General features: G+C 63.9%; 11 protein-coding genes. 10 read left to right on the forward strand and 1 reads right to left on the reverse strand.

All coding sequences use genetic code 11. From position 1 onward, the window contains the following. Positions 1-77 precede the first annotated feature (77 nt). From DVO78_RS07970 to DVO78_RS07990, 5 genes are all read left to right on the forward strand, one after another. The gene (locus DVO78_RS07970; RefSeq protein ID WP_120004290.1) at positions 78-731 is read left to right on the forward strand and encodes a LuxR C-terminal-related transcriptional regulator; all 654 of its coding nucleotides are present in this window, start codon (positions 78-80) and stop codon (positions 729-731) included. Between the two features lie 599 nt (positions 732-1,330). Continuing rightward, positions 1,331-4,852, forward strand: a complete 3,522-nt coding sequence (gene rpoB, locus DVO78_RS07975) for a DNA-directed RNA polymerase subunit beta (RefSeq protein WP_120004291.1) — start codon at positions 1,331-1,333, stop codon at positions 4,850-4,852. Between the two features lie 69 nt (positions 4,853-4,921). Further along, complete coding sequence (rpoC, locus tag DVO78_RS07980; RefSeq protein WP_120004292.1) at positions 4,922-8,908, forward strand: DNA-directed RNA polymerase subunit beta'; 3,987 nt, start codon at positions 4,922-4,924, stop codon at positions 8,906-8,908. 204 nt (positions 8,909-9,112) lie between these two features. Next, entirely contained in the window at positions 9,113-9,853 is a 741-nt protein-coding gene (locus tag DVO78_RS07985) for a hypothetical protein (RefSeq protein WP_120004293.1), read from the forward strand. Positions 9,854-10,306: 453 nt separating this feature from the next. Further along, entirely contained in the window at positions 10,307-12,079 is a 1,773-nt protein-coding gene (locus DVO78_RS07990; RefSeq protein WP_120004294.1) for an OmpA family protein, read from the forward strand. A gap of 42 nt (positions 12,080-12,121) precedes the next feature. Here the strand turns inward: DVO78_RS07990 and DVO78_RS07995 are convergent, their stop codons facing one another. Continuing rightward, complete coding sequence (locus DVO78_RS07995; RefSeq protein ID WP_120004295.1) at positions 12,122-12,376, reverse strand: pentapeptide repeat-containing protein; 255 nt, start codon at positions 12,374-12,376, stop codon at positions 12,122-12,124. 87 nt (positions 12,377-12,463) lie between these two features. On the opposite strand from DVO78_RS07995, the gene DVO78_RS08000 reads away from it, so the two are divergent. From DVO78_RS08000 to tuf, 5 genes are all read left to right on the forward strand, one after another. Beyond that, on the forward strand, positions 12,464-13,483 hold the full coding sequence (locus DVO78_RS08000) for a DUF4349 domain-containing protein (RefSeq protein ID WP_120004296.1): 1,020 nt from the start codon (positions 12,464-12,466) through the stop codon (positions 13,481-13,483). Positions 13,484-13,847: 364 nt separating this feature from the next. Then, positions 13,848-14,222 carry a 30S ribosomal protein S12 gene (gene rpsL, locus DVO78_RS08005; protein ID WP_120004297.1) on the forward strand — a complete coding sequence of 125 codons (375 nt, stop codon included), beginning with the start codon at positions 13,848-13,850 and terminating at the stop codon, positions 14,220-14,222. Continuing rightward, positions 14,222-14,692 carry a 30S ribosomal protein S7 gene (gene rpsG / locus DVO78_RS08010; RefSeq protein WP_120004298.1) on the forward strand — a complete coding sequence of 157 codons (471 nt, stop codon included), beginning with the start codon at positions 14,222-14,224 and terminating at the stop codon, positions 14,690-14,692. Before rpsL ends, rpsG begins: the two co-directional genes overlap by 1 nt. Before the next feature lie 21 nt (positions 14,693-14,713). Next, the gene (gene fusA, locus DVO78_RS08015) at positions 14,714-16,831 is read left to right on the forward strand and encodes an elongation factor G (protein ID WP_274380748.1); all 2,118 of its coding nucleotides are present in this window, start codon (positions 14,714-14,716) and stop codon (positions 16,829-16,831) included. A gap of 127 nt (positions 16,832-16,958) precedes the next feature. Next, on the forward strand, positions 16,959-18,149 hold the full coding sequence (gene tuf, locus DVO78_RS08020) for an elongation factor Tu (RefSeq protein WP_120004299.1): 1,191 nt from the start codon (positions 16,959-16,961) through the stop codon (positions 18,147-18,149). Positions 18,150-18,164 lie beyond the last annotated feature (15 nt).

The following is an 18,164-nucleotide window of genomic DNA, read 5'->3' on the forward strand; positions in this document are numbered from 1 at the left end:
GGTGTGAAGGCCGGCCCGAGCCGGCCGAGAGGCGAGCGGGGTTTCCCCGCCGCCGGGACCAGCACAGAAAGGGAATCATGAGCGTCCGTCGTATCGTCATCGTTGACGACCATGGAATCTTCCGGGCCGGGTTGAAGTCTGAGCTTGGCGACGCCGTCGACGTCGTCGGTGAGGCAGCCACAGTGGATGAGGCCTCTCAGGTGGTCCGGTCCGCTATGCCGGAGGTCGTCCTGCTTGATGTCCACCTCCCTGGCGGTACCGGCGGAGGCGGGGCAGAAGTCGTGGAACTCTGCCGTGACCTGCTGGAGGATGTGAAATTCCTGGCCATCAGCGTCTCGGATGAGGCCACTGACGTGGTTTCGGTGATCCGCGCCGGGGCCCGGGGGTATGTCACCAAGACGATCGGCACTGAGGAACTCGTCAACGCCATCGACGCTGTAGCCGAGGGCGACGCCGTCTTCTCCCCACGGCTTGCGGGGTTCGTGCTGGATGCCTTCGGCACCTCCGGTGTGGCCGAGGATGTCCGTGACGAAGAACTTGACCGACTTTCGGCCCGCGAAGTGGAGGTGATGCGGCTGATCGCCCGCGGCTACACCTACCGGGAGATCGCCTCTGAGCTGTTCATCTCCATCAAGACCGTCGAGACCCACGTGTCCAAGGTGTTGCGCAAGCTGCAGCTGTCCTCCCGCCACGAACTCACCCGGTGGGCGGAGCAGAGAAGAATCGTCTAGGGCAAGGTGTGGATGCGTACGTTCTGGGTCATATGTGCTGCGCCACCTGACAGAGCGAGGATGCCAGGCACCGACAGCACCGTCCCGAAGCAGTACTACATTGAACCGGTACTACAGATGGGGAGCTTTCTCTCCAACGCTGACCTCACTCACCCGGCCGAACGACCACATCGACGCTGGAGCCCCATCCGCCTGAGCTGGTACGACGGTCTCTTCCACGTCTGTCGCTGTCTTTCTCACTATCAAGTCATCAAGTTCCTGGGAAGTGAGTGCTTGCCTACACGGGGGTCTTAGCTGAGGCGCAGCCCTTGGCTGCATGGGACTTTCCATAGATCTTCGTCGACACCTTCTGTGCGTACCGCCTCAGGGAGTGCTAGTGTGGACTCCATCACCCTCTATTTGGGTCTTTTTCAGTGTGCACTTGCGCATGCCTAGATTTTCTGTGTATCCTAAAACTTCGCGTTTCCCCTCTATTTTTGTGCCTTCATATAGCGGTAGGTGCACCTTTGGACAACGTTGCCACTGCGGCGGCGTGACCTGAAGTTAATGTGGAAGCGATCCGGTACGCACAACGTAAAAGGTCTGTGGAAGGATCCCTCTTGGTCGCCTTGAGCACCTCACCAAATACCGCTGCATCGGCCCGCACCCCCGAATACGCCGGCCGACTCTCATTCGCAAAGATTCACGAACCCCTCGATGTTCCTGAGCTGCTGGCTCTGCAGATCGAGTCCTTCGACCGCCTAGTGGGCAACGAATCCTGGGCCGCCCGTGTGGCCGAGGCTAAGGAGAAGGGCATCAAGGGTGTTTCGGACACCTCTGGTCTGGCTGACATCTTTGAAGAGATGTCCCCCATCGAGGACTTCCAGGGGACGATGTCGCTGAGCTTCTCCGATCCGGAGTTCTCCGACCCCAAGTTCACCGTGGATGAGTGCAAGGACCACGACACCACCTACTCGGCCCCGCTGTACGTCAAGGCCGAGTTCATGAACCACAACACCGGTGAGATCAAGCAGCAGACCGTCTTCATGGGCGATTTCCCGCTGATGACCAACCGCGGCACCTTCATCATCAACGGCACCGAACGTGTGGTCGTCTCCCAGCTGGTCCGCTCCCCGGGGGCTTACTTCGAGTCATCCCAGGACAAGACCTCGGACAAGGAGATCTTCACCGCCAAGGTCATCCCCTCCCGCGGTGCCTGGTTCGAACTCGAGATCGACAAGCGCGATCAGGTCGGCGTACGCCTGGACCGCAAGCGCAAGCAGCCGGTCACCGCGCTGCTGAAGGCCATCGGCTGGTCCGAGTCCCGGATCCTGGAGGAGTTCGGCGGCTACGACTCCATCCGCGCCACCATCGAGAAGGACACCTTCGAGACCCAGGATGAGGCGCTGCTGGACATCTACCGCAAGCTGCGCCCGGGCGAGCCGCCGACAGTCGAGGCCGCCCGCAGCCTGCTGGAGAGCCTCTACTTCACCGCCAAGCGCTACGACCTGGCCAAGGTGGGCCGGTACAAGCTCAACCGCAAGCTGGGCGTGGACAAGGACTTCTCCGACGCCGATGCCAGCGTGCTCACCGAAGAGGACATCACCGCGATGATCCACTACCTGTGTGCGCTGCACGCCGGGCAGAAGACCATCAAGGGCGTGCGCGACGGCGCCGAGGTGGAGATCCCGATCACCGTGGACGACATCGACCACTTCGGCAACCGCCGCATCCGCGCGGTCGGCGAGCTCATCGAGAATCAGGTCCGCACCGGCCTGTCCCGCATGGAGCGCGTGGTCCGCGAGCGCATGACCACCCAGGACGTCGAAGCCATCACCCCGCAGACACTGATCAACATCCGTCCTGTGGTGGCCTCCATCAAGGAGTTCTTCGGCACCTCGCAGCTGTCCCAGTTCATGGATCAGAACAACCCGCTGGCGGGCCTGACCCATAAGCGGCGCCTGTCCGCACTGGGCCCCGGCGGCCTCTCCCGTGACCGTGCGGGCATGGAGGTCCGTGACGTGCACCCCTCGCACTACGGCCGCATGTGCCCCATCGAGACCCCTGAAGGCCCCAACATCGGCCTGATCGGCTCGCTGGCCACCTACGGGCGGATCAACAACTTCGGCTTCATCGAGACCCCCTACCGCAAGGTGGTCGACGGCAAGGTCACCGAGCAGATCGAGTACCTGACCGCCGATGACGAGCTGGTGGCCAACATCGCCCAGGCCAACGCGCCGCTGGAGGCCGACGGCTCCTTCACCGAGGATGTGGTGCTCTGCCGCGGCGATGCCTCCTCCGGTGAGCAGGGCGAGCCGGTGCTGGTCTCCCCGAGCGACATCCACTACATGGACGTCTCCCCGCGCCAGATGGTCTCGGTGGCCACCGCCCTGATCCCATTCCTGGAGCACGACGACGCCAACCGTGCGCTGATGGGCGCCAATATGCAGCGCCAGGCTGTTCCGCTGCTGGAGTCCGAGTCCCCGCTGGTGGGCACCGGCATGGAGAAGTTCGCCGCCATCGACGCCGGAGACTCGGTCACCGCCGTCAAGGCCGGCGTGGTCAGCAAGGTCGCTGCCGACCTGGTCATCGTCCAGAACGACGACGGCAGCTACACCAACTACCCGATCATGAAGTTCCAGCGCTCCAACCAGGGCAACGCCTACAACCAGCAGGTGCGCGTGGCCGAAGGCGACCGGGTCGAGTACCAGTCGATCATCGCCGACGGCCCGTCCACCGAGCTCGGTGAGCTGGCCCTGGGCAAGAACCTGCTGGTGGCGTTCATGTCCTGGGAAGGGCACAACTTCGAAGACGCCATCATCCTCTCCCAGCGCCTGGTGCAGGATGACGTGCTCACCTCCATCCACATCGAGGAGCACGAGGTCGACGCCCGCGACACCAAGCTCGGTGCCGAGGAGATCACCCGGGACATCCCGAACGTCTCCGAGGAGATGCTGGCCCAGCTCGACGAGCGCGGCATCATCCACGTCGGCGCAGAGGTGGAGTCCGGAGACATCCTGGTCGGCCGTGTCACCCCCAAGGGCGAGACGGAGCTGACCCCCGAGGAGCGCCTGCTGCGCGCCATCTTCGGCGAGAAGTCCCGCGAGGTCCGCGACACCTCCCTGAAGGTGCCCCACGGCGAGGCCGGCACGGTCATCGGTGTGCGCATCCTGGATGCTGAGACCGAGGACCATGAGCTGCCCCCGGGCGTGAACCAGGTGGTCCGGGTCTACGTGGCCCAGAAGCGTAAGATCACCGATGGTGACAAGCTCGCCGGCCGCCACGGCAACAAGGGCGTGATCTCCAAGATCCTGCCGGTCGAGGACATGCCCTTCCTGCCCGATGGCACCCCGGTCGACGTCGTTCTCAACCCCATGGGCGTGCCCGGCCGTATGAACATCGGTCAGGTCATGGAGCTGCACCTGGGCTGGGCCGCGGCCAACGGCTGGAAGATCGAGGGCGACCCCGAATGGCTCAAGGATCTGCCGAACCTGCCGAAGGAGACCGGCCCCACCAAGGTGGCCACGCCGGTGTTCGACGGCGCGGAGCCGGAGGAGCTCACCGGAATCCTGGACTCGGTCAATCCCTCCCGCGACGGCGAGCGGCTGGTCAACCCCGACGGCAAGGCCCACCTGTTCGACGGCCGCTCCGGCGAGCCGTTCCCGGATGCCGTCTCCGTGGGCTACATGTACATCCTGAAGCTGCACCACCTGGTCGATGACAAGATCCACGCCCGCTCCACCGGACCGTACTCGATGATCACCCAGCAGCCGCTGGGCGGTAAGGCGCAGTTCGGCGGTCAGCGCTTCGGCGAGATGGAGGTCTGGGCCCTGGAGGCATACGGCTCCGCCTACACGCTCCAGGAGCTGCTGACCATCAAATCCGATGACATCCACGGCCGCGTCAAGGTCTACGAGGCCATCGTCAAGGGCGAGGACATCCCGGAGCCCGGTGTTCCGGAGTCGTTCAAGGTGCTCATCAAGGAGATGCAGTCGCTGTGCCTGAACGTCGAGGTGCTCAACGAGCACGGAGACGCCTTCCAGATGCGCGACGCCGATTCCGAGGACTCCGGCTTCTCCGCCGCTGAGGAGCTCGGCATCGACCTCTCCCGGGCTGAGCCCAGCTCGGTCGAGGAAGTCTGAACTCAGACTTCAGCGACCACACATACGCTTGACGAACTTTTAAGAAGAAGAAAAGAGAGATACCGGACTATGTCCACTGAATCCTCATTCGACACCATGCGCATCGGGCTGGCCACCACCGACGACATCCTTCGCTGGTCCCACGGCGAGGTCAAGAAGCCCGAGACCATCAACTACCGCACCCTGAAGCCGGAGAAGGACGGCCTGTTCTGCGAGAAGATCTTCGGACCTTCCCGGGACTGGGAGTGCTACTGCGGCAAGTACAAGCGGGTGCGCTTCAAGGGCATCACCTGCGAGCGCTGCGGTGTGGAGGTCACCCGCTCCAAGGTCCGCCGCGAGCGGATGGGCCACATTGAGCTGGCCGCACCGGTGACCCACATCTGGTACTTCAAGGGTGTGCCTTCCCGCCTGGGCTACCTGCTGGACCTAGCGCCGAAGGACCTGGAGAAGGTCATCTACTTCGCTGCCTACATGATCACCTCGGTGGACGATGACCGCCGCCATGAGGATCAGCCCAACCTGCAGGCCGAGGTGGACCAAGAGGTCAACCACCTGACCTCGCAGCGTGATGCTGACATCGCCGCCATCGCCAAGGAGCTTGAGGACGGCCTGGCCGAGCTCGAGTCCGAGGGCGCCAAGGCCGCGGAGAAGAAGAAGTTCCGCGAGACCAAAGAGAAACAGATGGCTCAGGTGCGCAAGCGTGCCGACGCCGAGATCGAGCAGATCCAGAACGTCTGGGACCGGTTCAAGAACATCTCGGTGGGCCACCTGGAGGGCGACGAGACTCTCTTCCGTGAGATGCGGGCCAAGTATGGACAGTACTTCGAAGGCTTCATGGGCGCCGAGGCCATCCAGAAGCGTCTGCAGACCTTCGACATGAAGGCCGAGTCCGAGTCGCTGCGCGAGACCATCGCCACCGGCAAGGGCCAGCGAAAGACCCGCGCGCTCAAGCGGCTCAAGGTGCTCAACGCCTTCCTGGTGAACGGCAACTCACCCACCGGCATGGTCCTGGAGGCAGTCCCGGTGATCCCGCCGGAGATCCGCCCCATGGTCCAGCTCGACGGTGGCCGGTTCGCCACCAGCGACCTCAACGATCTCTACCGACGGGTGATCAACCGCAACAACCGCCTCAAGCGGCTGCTGGATCTCGGTGCCCCGGAGATCATCATCAACAATGAGAAGCGCATGCTGCAGGAGTCGGTGGACTCCCTGTTCGACAACGGCCGCCGCGGCCGCCCGGTCACCGGGCCGGGCAACCGTCCGCTGAAGTCGCTGTCTGACATGCTCAAGGGCAAGCAGGGCCGGTTCCGCCAGAACCTGCTCGGCAAGCGTGTGGACTACTCCGGCCGTTCGGTCATCGTGGTGGGCCCGCAGCTGAAGCTGCACGAGTGCGGTCTGCCCAAGCAGATGGCGTTGGAGCTGTTCAAGCCCTTTGTGATGAAGCGGCTGGTGGACCTCAACCACGCTCAGAACATCAAGTCCGCCAAGCGGATGGTGGAGCGCCAGCGCTCTGCAGTCTGGGACGTGCTCGAAGAGGTCATCACCGAGCATCCGGTGCTGCTGAACCGTGCACCCACCCTGCACCGCCTGGGCATCCAGGCCTTCGAGCCGCAGCTGGTGGAGGGCAAGGCCCTGCAGCTGCACCCGCTGGTCTGTGCTGCGTTCAACGCTGACTTCGACGGTGACCAGATGGCAGTGCACCTGCCGCTGGGCCCGGAGGCTCAGGCCGAGGCGCGCATCCTGATGCTCTCCTCGAACAACATCCTCAAGCCCTCCGACGGCCGCCCGGTGGCGCTGCCGGCCCAGGATATGATCATCGGTCTGCACCACCTGACGACCTCCCGTGAGGACGTTGCCGGTGCCGGACGTGTGTTCTCATCCCTGGGTGAGGCGCAGATGGCCTTCGACCTCAAGGAGCTGCACCTCAACGCTTCGGTGAGGATCCAGGTGGAAGGTTTCGTGCCCTCCAAGCAGGTCACCGCCCCTGAGCGGTGGGAAGAAGGTCAGCCTGCGCTGATCGAGACCACCCTGGGCAAGGTGCTGTTCAACGAGCTGCTGCCGGAGGACTACCCGTGGCAGGACGACGTCGCTGATAAGAAGGCCCTCGGCTCGCTGATCAACGACATCTCCGAGCGGTACTCCACCGTGCAGGTCGCCCAGACACTGGACAACCTCAAGGACGCCGGCTTCTACTGGTCCACCCGCTCGGGTGTCACCGTGGCGATCTCGGACATCACCTCCAACTTCGACAAAGCCGCCATCATGGACAAGTACGAGGCCCAGGTCGCCAAGGTGGAGGAGGAGTACAGCCTCGGCTTCATCGGCAAGGACAACCGGACCCAGGAGCTCCAGGAGATCTGGGGCAAGGCCACCTCCGAGATCGAGAAGGCGATGATGGAGGGAATGGACTCCCTCAACAACATCAACCGCACGGTGACCTCCGGTGCTCGTGGTAACTGGAACCAGATCCGGCAGATCGCCGGCATCCGTGGCCTGGTGACCAACCCGAAGGGTGACATCATCCCGCGGCCGATCAAGTCCTCCTACCGCGAGGGCCTGACCGTGCTGGAGTACTTCATCGCCACCCACGGTGCCCGCAAGGGTCTGGCCGACACCGCGCTGAAGACCGCCAACTCCGGATACCTGACCCGCCGCCTGGTGGATGTCTCCCAGGATGTCATCGTTCGCGACGAGGACTGCGGCACCACCCGCGGTCTGACCGTGCCGATCGCCCAGCCGAAGTACTACGCCCACGACGACGACCTCCGCCCCGACGGCGTGCTGGTCAAGTCCGGGCGCAAGTACGTCAGCGAGGAGATCACCAAGGACTCCGAGTTTGAGCTCCACAAGATGGTCGAGACCTCCGCCTACTCCCGTACCCTGGCAGAGGCGGTTGCCGATGCCAACGGTGAGGTGCTGGCCGAGGCCGGCGTCGAGGTGGGCGATGTGCTCATCGACAAGCTCTTCGAGGCCGGTGTGCAGACCATCAAGGTCCGCTCGGTGCTGACCTGTGAGTCCCCGGTGGGCACCTGCGCTGCCTGCTACGGACGCTCGATGGCAGCAGGCCACCGGGTCGACGTCGGCGAGGCTGTGGGCATCATCGCCGCCCAGTCCATCGGCGAGCCCGGCACCCAGCTGACCATGCGTACCTTCCACTCCGGAGGTGTGGCATCGGCTGATGACATCACCCAGGGTCTGCCGCGTATCCAGGAGCTGTTCGAGGCCCGCACCCCCAAGGGTGTGGCCCCGATCGCCGAATCCTCCGGCCGGGTGCACTTCGAGGAGGACGAGAAGCAGGCACGCCTGGTGCTCACTCCGGACGACGGCTCCGAGGAGCAGGTCTACCCGGTGCTGCGCCGCGCCCGGCTGCTGATCGACCTCGGTGAGGACAACTCAGGCACCGCCCATGTGGAGGTCGGCACCCAGCTGGTCCGCGGCCACGTGGACCCCAAGCAGGTGCTGCGCGTGCTCGGCCCACGGGCTGCCCAGAAGTTCCTGGTGGCCGAGGTGCAGGAGGTCTACCAGTCCCAGGGCGTGGGCATCCACGACAAGCACGTGGAGGTCATCGTCCGGCAGATGCTGCGGCGGATCACCGTCATCGAATCCGGCGAGACCAACCTGCTCCCCGGTGAGCTGGCCGACCGCTTCCGGTTCCAGCAGGCCAATAAGGCTGCCTTCGAGCAGTCCAAGCGCCCGGCTTCCGGACGTGACGAGCTCATGGGCATCACCAAGGCCTCGCTGGCCACTGACTCCTGGCTCTCGGCTGCCTCCTTCCAGGAGACCACCCGCGTGCTCACCCAGGCAGCGATGGAAGGCAAGTCCGACCCGCTGCTGGGCCTGAAGGAGAACGTGATCATCGGTAAGCTCATTCCGGCCGGCACCGGCCTGGACCGCTACACCCAGACCACGGTGGAGCCCACAGAGGACGCCAAAGCGAACCTCTTCACCGGCCCGAGCCTCTACGGCTCCAGCTTTGACTACGCTGGCGCCGACCGGGACAGCGAGTTCCACGCCATCCCGCTGGAGGATTACAACACCGATGTCGACTTCCGGTAGGCCAGTTGTCGTATAGCTTTCGGCGCGTCGTACAGCTATAGCGCCGCGACAGCACGAAAGCACTACGAGAAATCGTCGTCTGAGCAAGGCCCGGATGGGGTTCCCGAACAGGAGCCCCACCCGGGCCTTTGCGTTCCCTGCTGTGCCTCGCTCGCAATGACAGGGCCATCAACCCAGTTGGCTTTGTATATTTGTGCGGAACGGATGCAACTTCTCGGCGGTTGGGCGAATCCCACAGATCCGGCAGCCTTCGGCTCGGAGGTCGTCACCGCCTCGGCCACCTTCATCCCCCGCGCCGGACTGAGCACCGAGGGGGAGATCACGATGGAGTTGACCGCCGGGCCCATCATCCGTGAGGACAACCTGGTCGCTCTCCCCCTGGAGATTGAGTTCAGGGAGGGAGCCGGGTCGATTAGCGCCTTGGACTTGTGTCAGGGACTGAACGGTGCCCAGGATCATGCAGGCGGCCAGGCACGGTTGTTTGACCATGAGGCGATGACCGTGGCTGAACTCGCCCGCCGGGACAACGGAGGTGGTGAGATCGCCTCGTTCTGTGCTTCGACGCGAGAGGACACAAGCTTCTGCAGTGTCGAGGCCGGGGAGACTATGTCCTGGACCGGGATCTTTGCCGCACCTGAGGGAGACGCTGCCAGTGCACTGCTGCGAGAGTTCGGTCTGGTCACCGCACTCGAGGAGACGGAGGTCGCTGGTGAGCTGCCTGAGCCATGTGGTCCGGTCGGCGGGGCCGATGAGACCCTACGAGTGGTCAACGGCGGCCGGGGTCCGGAGGCCGGGACGGAGCTGGATCTGACGGTGGAACGCGTGGAGCGCAGCAGCGGGTGTCCACCCCTTCCGCTTCGAAGACGTGCCGGTCACCGATGCCGGCAGCGCGTCGAGCAGCCCTCCGACGAGCGCACATCCGACGACGCCTCCGGTGATGAGTGAGCCATCGTGCAGTGACTCAGTGCGGCATTGAGTTCTACGCCATCCGACGGCCCAGTGCAACACCAATGTCGACTTCCGCGAGGAAATCGCGACGCTGTCAGCGTGAGGGCGGGTTCGGGTTTCAGTCCGAAGAGCCATCTTGAACGTGTGCCGTCCCACGCTGGGAGTCACGTAAAACGGCGGCGCGATGGCCTGGCGGCGGTTCCGCATGTGCTGTTGGACCCGTGAGCTGACGTTCCATCAGTCGGAGACGGCGATGCCGGCCTCCGCGGCCAGATGCGGGGCGAGTTCCTGGAGCTGCAGGGGTGAGATGGTGGCCCTGGGCAGATGCTACCTGTCCTGTGGTGGGTCCGGTCTAGAGTATTTGCAGGAAACGGATGCAACTTTTCGCAAGCTGGGCACGACTCACCGGTGTCACCACTGATACAGGACACGAGCCAAGGAACGGAACAGATGAACACCTCAGCCCCGATCAAGACCACTGCCGCGATGGCTGTTGTGCTGGCTCTGGCGGCCTGCGCACCGGAGGATGCCGCAGAGTTCGACGACGGACCTCCCACTGCCCCTGTAAATGCCGACGGTGAGACCGGGTCCGAAGAGTCTGGTGGCCAGGCCGAACAGGAGAGTGAACCCGAACCTGCCGGCAGCGGCACTGGTGACGAGGCAGACGGCGAGTCCGTATCGGCTACGGCGACCTTCATCCCGCACTATTCCGGTCCCAACCAGGAGGTCACCATGGAGACTCGGGTGGGTCCCGTGGTCCGCGACGGGGACCTCGCCGTGCTCCCCATGGAATTCGACTACCAGGAAGGGGAGGAGGGTATCGCCACGATGGACTTCCTCTTCGGTCTGGTCGGCATCACCGACGGCTCCGTAGACGGCGGGCAGGTCCGGCTCATCGACCCTGATCAGATGACCGTGGCCGAGGTAGCCCGCCTGGAGCAGGGTGAGGGCCCCATCGCTGTGGAGAGCGCCGCCTCCGGGGACGGCTTCGGGGACCGGGCCGAGCCGGGGGAGACCCTGGACTGGGTGGGTGTCTTCGACGCGCCCGAGAGCGACACTGTCAGCATCCTGCTGCCCCACTTCGGCATGGTCTCCGGCGTCCCGGTGATCGAGGGTGACCTGGAGGAGGCCAACACCACCGGGGAGCCCATCGACTACACCGACGTCGTCGGGCAGAGCCACGACCTCATCACCTGGAGGGACACCCCCGAGTACTCCATTGAGATCGAGGGGGAGGAGACCACTGTCAGCCTGCCCTCCGATGTGCTCTTCGACGTCGACTCCTCGGACCTCTCCTCCGAGGCGGACGAGGCGCTGCAGGCCGCCGCCCAGGAGATGGCCGGCACCGAGGGCGGGGAGCTGCGCATCGTGGGGCACACCGACAATGTGCTCGATGAGGAGTACAACCAACAGCTCTCCGAGGAGCGCGCCGAGGCGGTGCACCAGCGGCTTCAGGATCTGGTCGACCTGGACGCCTTCGATGAGGTCTCGGTGACCGGCGAGTCCTTCCGGGAGCCCATCGCCGACAACGACTCGGAGGAGGGCCGGGCGATGAACCGCCGCGTGGAGCTGCACTTCACCACGGTGACACACTCCGAGGAGCAGACGGTGGAAGGCGAGCTGCCCGAGCCTCAGGGGCCGGTGGCCTCCGCCGATGAGGAGCTTCATCTCTCCTATGAGGGTGATCTCCTCCAGGAGTACAACGACGACGTCATTCTCAGCGTGGACTCCTTAGAGCGGCATGACGGATTCGTCGTGGCCGGCATCCGCGCGGAGACCACCGTCGACGACGGCGACATCAGCTGGCCCTTCATCCGCGGCACCGGAGGCATCCACCGGGCCGGCGTCAGCCAGGTCAACTCGGTGGACCTGCCCTACCTGGTGGCCGGTGACCAGTGGATCGAGCCGCTGCGGTACTTCGTCACCGATGTGGAGATCGACGAGGAGAACCCCGAGGAGACCGAGTTCGACGGCGCGGACTACCGTCGGCTCAGCGACGTCCTCTTCGGCGTATACTACAGCTACAACGAGGGCGACTCGGCGGTCGCCTATCTGGTCTACCCCGATATCGGTGCCGATGAGCTGACCCTGGAGTCCCCCGGAGAGTATGAGGGCACCGACTGGCTGCTCCAGGTGGTGGGCGTGAACCCCTGGCGTTTCGAGGACGTCCCGGTCACCGACGCCGGCTCCGACGAAGGCGAGCAGGATGCCGCCGCCGAGTAGCCCGAAGATTCTCTCTTAGGCCTCCGAAGCGTCGGCCACCAATCAGCCGGTGATGATGATGCCGGCCTGGGCGGCCAGGTGTCGGGACAGGGCTTCGAGCTGTGCGGAGGAGATCGTCGCGCCGCGCAGATGGTCAATCCCGGTAATGTGACGGAATTCGACGCCTCGCAGATCGACATCCCTGAGCTTGGCCCCAGTGAGCACCAGGGTCTCGACCGTGCAGTCGCGCAGCGCCAGGCGCCGCACTCTGGCTCCCCCGAGGTCCAGTTCGCCGATCTGGCAGTTCTCGATCAGCACGTCGGTCAGCTGCGCACCGTCACGATGTGGTCACGATGACAGCAGGGCCATTGACCCTGTTGGAAGGGTCTCCGTAGTCTCCAAGCCATGGAACGGGGATTGCGGTGGTTCGCAGCACTGCTGTTGGCGCTGTTCGTACTGACCTCCTGCGGCACTGACGGCGAGACCGCTGATACCGGTGATGACAGCGAAGCGATCGGTGCTGAGTCCGACCAGGTCGAGGAGGCCGAGCCTGAGGCGATCGATGCCGAGCAGGCTCAGGACGACGAGGCCGGAAGCGGCTTAGCAGGTGACTCCGCCGAGGCGCCTGACCGTCAGGTCATCACCACCGCCTACGCCGCTGTCGAGGTCGACGACACCTCCGAGGCAGTCGCCGACCTGCTGAGCCGAACCACCGGATACGGCGGCTACGTGGAAGACCGTCAGGAGGCCACCGACAGCCAGGGAAACCCCACCCGGGCTTCGCTCACCCTGCGCCTGCCGGCAGAGAACCTGCCTGACATGCTGGACGGTCTCGAAGATCTCGGCGACGTCAGCGAACTCTCCGAATCCGCCCAAGACGTCACCGGCACAGTCCGGGATCTCGATGCCAGGATCGAGGCTCTTGAGACCTCAGTGGACAGGCTCATCGAGATCATGGCAGAAGCCGACACCGCCGAGGATCTGCTGCAGATCGAGACCACACTCAGCCAGCGCCAGGCCGACCTCGAAGCCTTGCAGGCAGAGCGCAACGCCCTCGGTGACCAGGTGTCCATGTCCACCCTCCAGGTGGAGCTGAGCACCGAACCGATCACCGAGGTGGAGGCTGACGGTTTCCTCGGCGGACTCCAGACCGGCTGGAGCGGACTGGTCTCCACCGCCAATGTGCTGCTGGTGGCGGCCGGGGCGATCCTGCCCTGGCTGGCTGTGCTCGTGGTGCCAGCGGGCGCCGTCGTCCTCCTCATTCGGGGCAGAAGGCGGCGCCGGCCGAAGGAGAAGGCTTCGACAGCTGACTCAGCGCAGTCGGCAGATCACAGCTCGGAGATTGAGACTGCTGGTTCTGATGCGCCCAGCGCTGACGCCGAAAACTATGGGGAGTCCTGGGCAGGTGAGTCAGACCGTAGCTAGGACGGCACATTGAATACGATATGAATACGGTGCGAGGCGCTTCGCCTGTCGCGTGGTGCACCCAGGTTTTCGCAGTGAGCGCCCCTTCGATCAACTGCAGGGGCACGGCCACCCGCAGTTCGCCAGACGCCCGGGCAGCTGGTATCGTTGACTTGATTGTTTCTGTGTGGCAGTAGGACTCGGTCCGGGTTGCGGGGAAGGTGCGCAACAAATGCCACATATTTTCATGCGTAGAGGCAGATGTAGTACAGGCCGCGTGCGGCCACAGACGCCTTGACCCTGAAGAGTGGCGGAACTTCCCCCGCGCAGAGACGTGCCCGGCCGGTCACGGCCACAAGACCTGAACAACAATGGAGATTGCATAGTGCCTACTATTCAGCAGCTGGTGCGCAAGGGCCGCAGCCCCAAGGCCGCCAAGAACGCCACTCCTGCCCTGCAGGGGTCCCCGATGCGCCGTGGCGTGTGCACCCGTGTGTACACCACCACCCCCAAGAAGCCGAACTCCGCACTCCGCAAGGTGGCTCGTGTCCGCCTGGGCGGCGGCGTGGAGGTCACCGCATACATCCCCGGTGAGGGCCACAACCTGCAGGAGCACTCGATTGTGCTGGTACGCGGTGGTCGTGTGAAGGACCTCCCGGGTGTCCGCTACAAGATCGTTCGCGGCGCGCTCGACACCCAGGGTGTCAAGGGTCGCGGTCAGGCTCGCAGCCGCTACGGCGCCAAGAAGGAGAAGAAGTAATGCCACGTAAAGGACCCGCTCCTAAGCGCCCGCTCGTCCAAGACCCCGTCCACGGCTCACCGCTGGTCACCCAGCTGATCAACAAGGTGCTGGTCGACGGCAAGAAGTCCACCGCTGAGCGCATCGTCTACGGCGCGCTCGAGGGTGTGGCCAAGAAGTCCGGCGAAAACTCTGTGGATGTCCTCAAGACCGCCATGGACAACGTCCGCCCCGCACTTGAGGTCCGCTCCCGCCGCGTCGGCGGTGCCACCTACCAGGTGCCGGTGGAGGTCAAGCCCGGCCGCGCCACCGCGCTGGCCCTGCGCTGGCTGGTCGGCTACGCCAAGGACCGCCGCGAGAAGACGATGACCGACCGCCTGATGAACGAGATCCTCGACGCCTCCAACGGCCTGGGTGCTGCAGTCAAGCGCCGCGAGGACACCCACAAGATGGCCGAGGCCAACAAGGCATTCGCCCACTACCGCTGGTAATAAGGAATAGGGGAACACACCGTGGCACAACAAGAGGTGCTCACCGACCTGAAGAAGGTCCGCAACATCGGCATCATGGCCCACATCGATGCCGGTAAGACCACCACCACCGAACGTGTCCTGTTCTACACGGGCATGAACCACAAGATCGGTGAGACCCATGACGGTGCGTCGACGACGGACTGGATGGAGCAGGAGAAGGAGCGCGGCATCACCATCACCTCCGCCGCGGTGACCTGCTTCTGGGACGACAACCAGATCAACATCATCGATACCCCCGGCCACGTGGACTTCACCGTTGAGGTGGAGCGCTCCCTGCGCGTGCTCGACGGCGCCGTCGCAGTCTTTGACGGCAAGGAGGGCGTGGAGCCCCAGTCGGAGACGGTGTGGCGCCAGGCTGATAAGTACAACGTCCCGCGCATCTGCTTCGTCAACAAGATGGACAAGCTGGGTGCCGACTTCTACTTCACCGTGGACACCATCAAGTCTCGCCTGGGCGCCAAGCCGCTGGTGATGCAGCTGCCCATCGGCGTTGAGAACGATTTCGTCGGCGTGGTCGACCTGCTGCAGATGAAAGCGCTGGTCTGGCCGGGAGACGCCAAGGGTGATGTGACCATGGGCGCCGAGTATGAGGTGCGCGAGATTCCCGAGGACCTCAAAGAGAAGGCCGAGGAGTACCGCAATGAGCTCGTCGAGTCTGTAGCTGAGGCCGACGAGGAGCTCATGGAGAAGTACCTCGAAGGCGAAGAGCTCACCATTGACGAGCTCAAGGCCGGCATCCGGAAGATCACCGTCAACAGCGAGGCCTACCCGGTCTTCTGCGGCTCTGCGTTCAAGAATCGCGGTGTGCAGCCGATGCTTGACGCCGTGATCGACTACCTGCCCTCACCGGCAGATGTGGAGTCCATGGAAGGCCACAAGCCCGGCGACGAGGAGGAGATCCTCACCCGCAAGCCATCCAAGGACGAGCCGTTCGCCGCATTGGCCTTCAAGATCGCCTCCCACCCGTTCTTCGGCACACTGACCTTCATCCGTGTGTACTCGGGCAAGCTGACCTCCGGAGCGCAGATCATGAACTCCACCAAGGGTAAGAAGGAGCGCATCGGCAAGCTGTTCCAGATGCACGCCAATAAGGAGAACCCGGTGGAGGAGGTGCAGGCAGGCCACATCTACGCGGTGATCGGCCTGAAGGACACCACCACCGGCGACACCCTGTGCAACCCGGACCACCCGATCGTCCTGGAGTCCATGAGCTTCCCGGAGCCGGTGATCAACGTGGCGATCGAGCCCAAGACCAAGGGTGACCAGGAGAAGCTCTCCACCGCCATCCAGAAGCTGGTGGCCGAGGACCCGACATTCACCGTGTCCTTGGATGAGGAGACCGGCCAGACCGTCATCGGCGGCATGGGAGAGCTCCACTTGGATGTCTTCGTGGACCGCATGAGGCGTGAGTTCAAGGTCGAGGCCAATGTGGGCAAGCCGCAGGTGGCCTACCGCGAGACCATCAAGAAGAAGGTCGAGAAGGTCGAGTACACCCACAAGAAGCAGACTGGCGGCTCCGGACAGTTCGCCAAGGTGCAGGTGGACTTCGAACCGCTGGAGACCACTGAGGACGAGCTCTACGAGTTCCAGAACGCCGTCACCGGTGGACGTATCCCACGTGAATACATCCCTTCGGTGGACGCCGGTATCCAGGACGCCATGCAGTTGGGCGTACTGGCCGGCTACCCCTTGGTAGGTGTGAAGGCTACTCTGCGGGACGGCGCCTACCATGACGTCGACTCCTCCGAGATGGCCTTCAAGATGGCCGGCTCCCAGGTCTTCAAGGAGGGTGTCAAGCGCGCCAACCCGGTGATCCTGGAGCCTCTGATGGCTGTTGAGGTCCGTACTCCTGAGGAGTACATGGGTGATGTCATCGGTGACTTGAACTCCCGCCGCGGGCAGATCCAGTCCATGGACGATGCCTCCGGCGTGAAGGTGGTCAAGGCGTCGGTGCCGCTGAGCGAAATGTTCGGCTACATCGGCGAACTGCGCTCCCGCACCCAGGGCCGCGCAGTGTTCACCATGTCCTTCGACTCCTATGCAGAGGTACCGAAGGCAGTGTCCGAAGAGATCATCGAAAAGAGCCGCGGCGAGTAATCTCGGCGCGTAACTGAATTTCCCCAAACCCCATGAAATCAGTAGACTTGCGAGAGTTTCAGCCGGGGACACCCCTGTGCCTGAAGTAAATCTTACTGATTCAAACCACGTTCTATAGGAGGAACCTGTGGCCAAGGCAAAGTTCGAGCGGACTAAGCCGCACCTCAATATCGGCACCATCGGTCACGTCGACCACGGCAAGACCACGCTGACTGCCGCTATTTCGAAGGTGCTCGCTGAAAAGTACCCTGACCTCAACGAGGCCAAGGACTTCGCCAACATCGACAACGCTCCTGAGGAGCGCGAGCGCGGCATCACCATCAACGTCTCTCACGTGGAGTACCAGACCGAGAAGCGTCACTATGCACACGTCGACGCCCCCGGTCACGCTGACTATGTGAAGAACATGATCACCGGTGCTGCTCAGATGGACGGCGCGATCCTCGTGGTCGCCGCCACTGATGGTCCGATGGCTCAGACCCGTGAGCATGTGCTGCTGGCCCGCCAGGTGGGCGTGCCCCAGCTGCTGGTGGCTCTGAACAAGTCGGACATGGTCGATGACGAGGAGCTCCTGGACCTGGTGGAGATGGAGGTGCGCGAGCTGCTCTCCGACCAGGAGTTCGACGGCGACAACGCACCGGTCATCCGCACGTCCGGCCTCAAGGCTCTGGAGGGCGACGCCGAGTGGGTCAAGTCCGTCGAGGACCTCATGGAGGCTGTTGACGAGTACATCCCCGAGCCCGAGCGTGACAAGGACAAGCCGTTCCTGATGCCCATCGAGGACGTCTTCACCATCACCGGCCGTGGCACCGTGGTCACCGGTCGCGCCGAGCGCGGGACCCTGGCCATCAACTCCGAGGTCGAGATCCTCGGCATCCGCGAGAAGCAGAAGACCACCGTCACCGGTATCGAGATGTTCCACAAGCAGCTCGACGAGGCATGGGCCGGCGAGAACTGTGGCCTGCTGCTGCGCGGTCTCAAGCGCGATGACGTCGAGCGCGGCCAGGTGGTGGCAGCACCGGGTTCCATCACCCCGCACACCAAGTTCGACGCCAACGTCTACATCCTGTCCAAGGATGAGGGCGGACGTCACAACCCCTTCTACACCAACTACCGTCCGCAGTTCTACTTCCGTACCACTGACGTGACCGGTGTGATCGAGCTGCCCGAGGGCACCGAGATGGTGATGCCCGGTGACAACACCGAGATGACCGTCGAGCTCATCCAGCCGATCGCCATGGAGGAGGGCCTCGGCTTCGCCATCCGTGAGGGTGGCCGCACCGTCGGCTCCGGCAAGGTCACCAAGATCCTCGCCTGATCCGCCTCAGCGACA

Source organism: Nesterenkonia muleiensis (assembly GCF_003600155.1).
In the GTDB taxonomy this organism is placed as follows: Bacteria; Actinomycetota; Actinomycetes; order Actinomycetales; family Micrococcaceae; genus Nesterenkonia; species Nesterenkonia muleiensis.